The sequence below is a fragment of the Mesorhizobium sp. M7A.F.Ca.CA.002.15.2.1 genome (assembly GCF_003998715.1).
Lineage (GTDB): Bacteria > Pseudomonadota > Alphaproteobacteria > Rhizobiales > Rhizobiaceae > Mesorhizobium > Mesorhizobium ciceri.
In genome coordinates this window covers 1-6,235 of sequence record NZ_RZPI01000310.1, presented here as the reverse complement: position 1 = coordinate 6,235, position 6,235 = coordinate 1, and the positions used below count along the sequence as shown (strand labels likewise).

6 protein-coding genes and 1 pseudogene are annotated in these 6,235 nt (G+C 65.3%); 2 read left to right on the top strand and 5 right to left on the bottom strand.

Annotated features, from left to right (window positions below; translation table 11 throughout):
* Together ENZ74_RS17990 and ENZ74_RS17985 are read left to right on the top strand one after the other, a co-directional pair.
* A pseudogene (locus tag ENZ74_RS17990) lies at window positions 1-262 on the top strand (ABC transporter substrate-binding protein); the annotation flags it as partial.
* A gap of 29 nt (window positions 263-291) precedes the next feature.
* Entirely contained in the window at window positions 292-1,278 is a 987-nt protein-coding gene (locus ENZ74_RS17985; protein ID WP_081714386.1) for an iron ABC transporter permease, read from the top strand.
* Window positions 1,279-1,303: 25 nt separating this feature from the next.
* Here ENZ74_RS17985 and ENZ74_RS17980 read toward each other — a convergent pair whose 3' ends face one another.
* The 5 genes from ENZ74_RS17980 to ENZ74_RS17960 form a co-directional block, all read right to left on the bottom strand.
* Window positions 1,304-2,239: a phosphatidate cytidylyltransferase gene (locus tag ENZ74_RS17980; RefSeq protein WP_063167715.1), complete on the bottom strand. Its 936-nt coding sequence runs from the start codon at window positions 2,237-2,239 to the stop codon at window positions 1,304-1,306.
* A complete protein-coding gene (locus ENZ74_RS17975) occupies window positions 2,239-2,901 on the bottom strand; it encodes a lysophospholipid acyltransferase family protein (protein ID WP_024504853.1) in 663 nt (220 codons plus the stop codon). Before ENZ74_RS17975 ends, ENZ74_RS17980 begins: the two co-directional genes overlap by 1 nt.
* The gene (locus ENZ74_RS17970) at window positions 2,898-3,341 is read right to left on the bottom strand and encodes a hypothetical protein (protein WP_024504852.1); all 444 of its coding nucleotides are present in this window, start codon (window positions 3,339-3,341) and stop codon (window positions 2,898-2,900) included. Before ENZ74_RS17970 ends, ENZ74_RS17975 begins: the two co-directional genes overlap by 4 nt.
* Window positions 3,338-4,663 (bottom strand): phosphatase PAP2/dual specificity phosphatase family protein, encoded by a 1,326-nt coding sequence (locus ENZ74_RS17965; protein ID WP_024504851.1) that lies wholly within the window; start codon window positions 4,661-4,663, stop codon window positions 3,338-3,340. Before ENZ74_RS17965 ends, ENZ74_RS17970 begins: the two co-directional genes overlap by 4 nt.
* Before the next feature lie 5 nt (window positions 4,664-4,668).
* The coding region (locus ENZ74_RS17960; protein ID WP_127312896.1) for a bifunctional alpha/beta hydrolase/class I SAM-dependent methyltransferase at window positions 4,669-6,235 on the bottom strand (1,567 nt) is incomplete at its 5' end.

Sequence of the window (6,235 nt, the reverse complement as noted above, 5' to 3'; positions counted from 1 at the left end):
CATGGACACCAGCTGGGGCAACACGGATTGGGAAACGGTGGCGTCGCGCAATCCGCAATTCCTCATCCTGCTCGATTACCAGGACGGTGGCGGCTACAGGAAGCTGCTCGATTTCCTGAAAGCGCATCCGGCCATGAAGGAGACAGACGCGGTCAAGAACGAGCGCTTCGTCGCCCTCCGCTACGCCGAGCTGACGCCTGGACCCGCCAACATCGAAGCGATCGACAAGATCGCCAAGGCCATGCACCCGGAAGCATTTTGAGCTTGCGCCATCCGGCATTTGCGTTGGCCATGCTGGCGGGAGCGGCGGCGATCGCCGCTCTCGCTCTGCTGTCGATCGCCTATGGCTCGACGCTGATCCCGCTGGCCGACGTTGTAGCAGCGCTTGGCCGCGCAATCGGCTTAGGCGGGCACGACGTGTCCGGGCCGGTCGGCAAGATCGTCGTCGATCTGCGGCTGCCGCGCACGATCCTGGCCATCTGCGTCGGCGCGGGCCTCGGCGTCGTCGGCGCGCTGCTGCAGACAGTGACCCGCAACGATCTCGCCGATCCGTTCCTGTTCGGCCTGTCGTCGGGCGCCGCCGCCGGTGCCGTTTCCGTCATCACCGTCTTCGGCGACAGCTTTGGCATCTGGACGTTGCCGGTCGCGGCCTTCACCGGCGGCATATTGGCCGCCGGCGTCGTCCTGCTGCTGGTCGCGCGGGTGAGGGGCCAAGGGCCGGAGCGGCTGATCCTCGCCGGCCTTGCCGTGTCCTTCATGTTCACCGCCTTGACCAACTACCTGGTCTTTGCCGGCGACCAGCGCGCCGCCCACTCCGTGTTGTTCTGGACGATGGGCGGCCTTGGCCTGGCGCGCTGGGACAATATCTGGCTCGGCGCGCTGGGTGCGGGCACCATTCTGGCTTACGCGCTGTGGAACCACCGCCGGCTCGATGCCTTCCTGGCCGGCGAAAACGCCGCCGAAAGCCTTGGCGTGCCAGTGGCGCGCATGCGCCGAATGACGTTTCTCGTCGCCGCCTTCTCGACGGCGATCCTGGTCTCTGTCGCCGGGGTCATCGGCTTCGTCGGGCTGATGATCCCGCATCTGTCGCGGCCGCTGGCAGGCCCCTTGCATCTGCGCCTGGTTGCCAGCTGCGCCGTCTTCGGCGCGGTGCTTTTGCTGGCCAGCGATCTTCTGGCCCGAACGCTGCTGCCGCCGCAGGAACTGCCGATCGGCATCATCACCAGCTCGGTCGGTGCGTTCTTCGTCGTCACCATGCTGATCCGCAACCGGCTTTGAGCGCCTTTGGCAACCGGTCGCCGGATCACACAGTCCAGAAATAGCGCACGATGTGGAAGAACACCGGGGCGGCGAAGACCAGGCTGTCGGTGCGGTCCATCATGCCGCCATGGCCTTCGATGAGATGGCCCCAGTCCTTGACGCCCTGGTCGCGCTTGATGGCCGAGGCGACCAGCCCGCCTAGGAATCCCATCGAGCAGGCGACGAAGGCCACGCCTGCCGCCTGCAGCGCCGAGAAGGGCGTCACGAACGACAACAGCGCGCCGAGCAGGCTCGCCGACACCAATCCGCCGATCAGCCCTTCCCAGGTTTTCGACGGCGAGACGTTCGGCGAAAACCGGTGTTTACCAAACAGCTTGCCGAAGATGTACTGCAGCACGTCGCTGCCTTGCACGACGATGATCAGGAAGGCGATCAGCAGCAAGGTGCGGCCTTCGAAGCCTGGCACGTCGAGTGTCAGCAGGGCGGGGACGTGGCTGACGCAATAGACCGAGATCATCACCGCCCATTGCTGCGCGGCGATCCGCTCGAGGAAGCGTTCGGTGTCGCCATGCAGCGCCGTGATGGCCGGCATCAAGAGGAAGCAGTAGACCGGAATGAAGATGACGAAGAGCCCGTACCAGGCGGTCCACACCAGCCAGTACTGAAACGGGATGATGATGCCGAACATGCCGAGCAGCACCCAATGGTCGCTGCGGCGCGTATGCGTCAGCGTCACGAATTCGCGCAGCGCGGCGAAGGAAATCAGCGCAAACAGGATGGTCATCCCGTAACGGCCGAAGAAGAAGGCGACCGTCATCAGCGCCACCATCACCCACCAGGCGTTGATGCGCTGCGTGAGATTGACAAGCGTCGAGCTCAGCGGCTTCGGCGCTCGCGCCGAAAGGATGGTGGCGACGATGCTGGCGGTGGTCAAAACCGCCAGCAGGCCGATGATCAGGATGGAGATCTCGTGGCGCATCAATCGTCTCGCTCGGGACGCGGGTTGAGCGCCAGAAGCGCGGCGTGGGCGCGCTCGAGAAAGGCGCGGCGTTCTTCGCCCGGGCCAACCGCGACAGGCGCGCCGAAAACGACGCGGCACAGCAGCGGCACCGGCAGGAACTGGCCCTTGGGCAGCACGCGCGACATGTTCTCGATCCAGCACGGGATCAGCTCGACCTCAGGCCGCGCCGTCGACAGATTGTAGAGCCCGGAGCGGAACGCCAGCAGCGGCTCTTCGGTCATGTTGCGTGTGCCTTCGGGAAACAGGATAAGCGAGTGCCCTTGGTCGAGAACCGACAGCATGATCTCGATGGGGTTTTCCTCAGGTCTCGTCCATTGCCGGTTGATGAGCACGGACGACAAGATGTCCTGCGCGATAAAGCGGCGCAGCCGCGACTTCCCCCAATATTCGCCTGCGGCAACAGCATGGGTGATCGCGCGCTCCCTTTCGCTGAGACAGGCCGACAAAAGGATGAAGTCGCCATGGCTGGTGTGATTGGCGAAATAGATGCGCTGCCGCTCGGAGGGCAGGCTGCCGTTCCAGATCGGCCGCACCCCGGTCACCATCCGGGCCAGAGCCGACAGGCCGACGGAGGTTACCGTCTGCAGCAAGGTGAAGGTCTTGAGCGAAAGCTTGTTCATCGCGGCGCCCAAAACCCTGCCGCCAGAAGCGCTGCGGCAAACAGAGCCAGGGCAGCGCGTTGCTTGAACAGCAAGCGGCTTGTGCCGGCCATGCGGTCATCGAGCAAGCGTGTCGCGAACGGAGCCGGTTTCAGGCGCATGCGCGCCAACATGTCATCCACCGCGGCACCGCCGGAAGCTTCGTCGTCATGGCTCGCCATCAGTCGGAACAGCAGCGCGTCGAATGCCAGCAATGCCGACAGCGCCAGCACAGCAACCGCGCTCGCGGCGGCGATCGACAAAGCGATGGCCGCGGGCAAGGTCTCGAAGGCACCGCGCGCCGACGCGGCTAGAGGCGCAAGGACATTTGCGGTCAGCACGATTGCGGCCGGCCACGCGGCCTGTCGCATCAGCATGCCGGCGAAGCGGTCGGTGCGGTCCTGATAGGTATTGCCTGTCATGACGCCGCCCGCCCAGTGGCCTCTGCAAGGTGGACCGGCCGGCCGGCGGCCGCGAGCATCTCGCGGGCGAGCGTCGGCGTCCCGGCCCTGCCGGTCGCCACCAGCCATTCGGCGACGACGCCGGCGCTGCGCTGGAAGCCGAGCGCGCAGCACACCAGGACGGTGCCGTCGCGGCGTGCATTCTCCAGCGCGCCGGCTGCCTGTTGCCGTATCGCCAGTGGCGGCGGCAACAGGTCGATCATCGGAAAGCTGATCCAGCGGCAATCGGTTGTCGCCGGCTTTTCGAGTTCGGCGGCGAGGTCGATGACCGTGCCGAAGCTGTTGGCCTCGCTTGCCGTGGGAAAGCGCCCGAGAAAGACACCTTCGGCAATCGCCACCTGGGGGGCAAGATTGCGCGTCCAGGCCCATATGTTTGCCCTGGCGCCGAGGCGATAAGGCAAGAGCAGGACACGGCTTGCAAGCGTCATGCTGCCATCGGCGGATTTCTGGAACACTTTTTCGCCTGCCCCTGCATAGGCGAGGGTGACGATGGCCAGCGCCAGCGCCGGCCAAAGCAGGAAGAGCGCGACGGCGCAAACGTAGGCACCGAGCGCGGCACCGGCCAGCGCGAGGACGGCGCCCATAGCGTAGAACCGCGCCAGCCGCCGCGCTTTCGCATCGTTGGTCAGCCGGAAGCCTGCAAACGGCAATGCGCCGCTGCGCGGAAACAGCCACAGCGCAAAGAACCCGAGCAGCGCGCCGGTCGGGATGTCGATGAAGTGATGCTGCCAGGTCGTCAGCACCGAGGCGCCGATCAGAAAGCACCAGCCGTGCCAGAGCGGCAGGAGCAACCCGCCGAGCCGGTGGCGCCAATGATCCCAGATGATCGCCAAAAGGGCGATGTGCAGCGAGGGGGCCTGGTTGAACGGCTTGTCGAAACCGCCGAGCACGGCAAACAGGAAGCCGGGCAGGCCGGTCGTCGCCGGCCGCACGAATGTAGCGGTCAGCGGGAACAGGATGAAGCAGATAACGGCGACGATTTGCGCGGTGAGATAGCGTCCGGCCAGACGGTCGACCCCTTGCCTGTCGTTGTTGAGCAGCAGCGACAGGCCGTAGAACAGGTTGATCGACCAATAGGGCACGATGGTCCAGGCGACGAACGGGATGCCGTGCTCCCACGAGAACACGATACTGCCGACATCGTCGCGCCGCGACGCCAGCCAGTTGGCGAAGCCGTAGCTGAGATAGAAGAACGGCGCCAGGAAGGCCAGCCACAGGGCTGCCCTGACGACCACCCGGCTATAGGGTTCGGCACGCGCCACGGATGCAGGCGATGACACCATGCTGCTCAGCGGCGCCGCGCGAGCGAGACGGTGAAGATGCCCCATTGGTCGATGCGCTGGTCGAGCTTTTCGAAACCGGCGGCTTCGACGAACTGGTCCATTTCGCCTTGCGTGCGCCGGCGCATCACCCAGGCCTCGCCGCCGCGATGCGAGGTCAGGCTGCGGGCGATCATCTCGAGCTGCGGGTGCCAAGGCTGGTTGGTGTAGAGCAACAGGCTGCCCGGCTGCATGGCGCTGGCCAATCCACCGAGCGACCGGGCGATCATCGCATTGTCCGAGAATAGCTCGTAGAGGCCGGAAACGATGGCGAGGTCCGGCGCCGGATCGGCGTTGGCGAGCACGTCGGCATCGAAAGCGTCGGCGCGCTGGAACGTGACGTCAGCCGGCAATTGCCGCTCCGTGATCAGCTTGCGGCCAAGCTGCACGTTGAGGTCGGAATAATCCTGCAGACGCACGCTCGCCGGCTGGTCGGGGCTCTTCACGATGGCATCGAGAACATAGCGGCCGTGGCCGGCGGCGATGTCGAGAATATGCACTGGCCGGCCAGTGGTCTTGAGCGTTGCCAGGCAAGAGCCGATCAGTTCTTCGAGATGCAGCTTGCGCTGGCGGATGCCGCGCCAGCCGATAGCTTCCAGGAAGACACGGTCGACGACGCGGCCAAGGGGCGTAAGTCCGCGCGCGTCGTTTTCGTAGACATAATCCAGCGTCGAGCCGGAATCGAAGCCGGTGGCAATGCCGGTCTTCATGCCTTGGGAGACCCAGGCGCCCATGCGGATGGAGGCGCGGCTGAATGCCCAATAGAGGCCCTTTGGCGACATCAACGCGAGCGGTGAAGCAAGCCGGTCGGCCTCGTCGCGTGTGTAGCCGGCAATGTCCGCCTGCTTCAGGTCGACCGGCGCATCCGGTGCCGCGAACTGCCTGGCCAGGAACGGCCGGATCAGGTCGAGGGCCTTTGCCCGGTCGCGTTCGCCCAGCGTGTCGTGGAAGAAGCCCGGCAGCACATGACGTTCCTTGATGCGGCTGCCGAGATTGACGAAGAACTCGTGCTGCGGGCCGTGGCGCACGACCCAATCGCTGCCCGAAAGCAGAAGCTGCGTCGGCGCGGTGATGGCGCGGGCGTCCGCAACGATGCGGGCTGCATGCTGATAGAGTTCGACCAGGATGTTGGAAGCGATCGGCCGCGTGATCAGTGGATCGCTCTCGAAAGAGGCGATTCGCACGGGATCATGGGTCAGGAATTTCGCCTTGACGTAGGAATTGACGAAGAAGCGGCCCTTGATCTTCTGCCAGAGCGCTATGCCCTCCTTGGCGAAGGGCACGTAGAGTTTTACCGAGAAGGCCGGTGAGGCCAGCACCATGGCGCGCAGCTTCGGCGCATAGTCATGCACCCAGGCGGCGGCCAGAACGGCGCCGAAGGACTGCGCGATCAGCGCGATATCGCGCGTGGCGAAGCCATCCCTTTCAGCGATCTCGCGCATGAAGCAGTCGATGTCGCGCACCAGCGCCGAGAAGGACGGGGCATAGCCGCGCTCGCCGGACGAACGGCCATTGCCGCGGGCATCCCAGGCATAG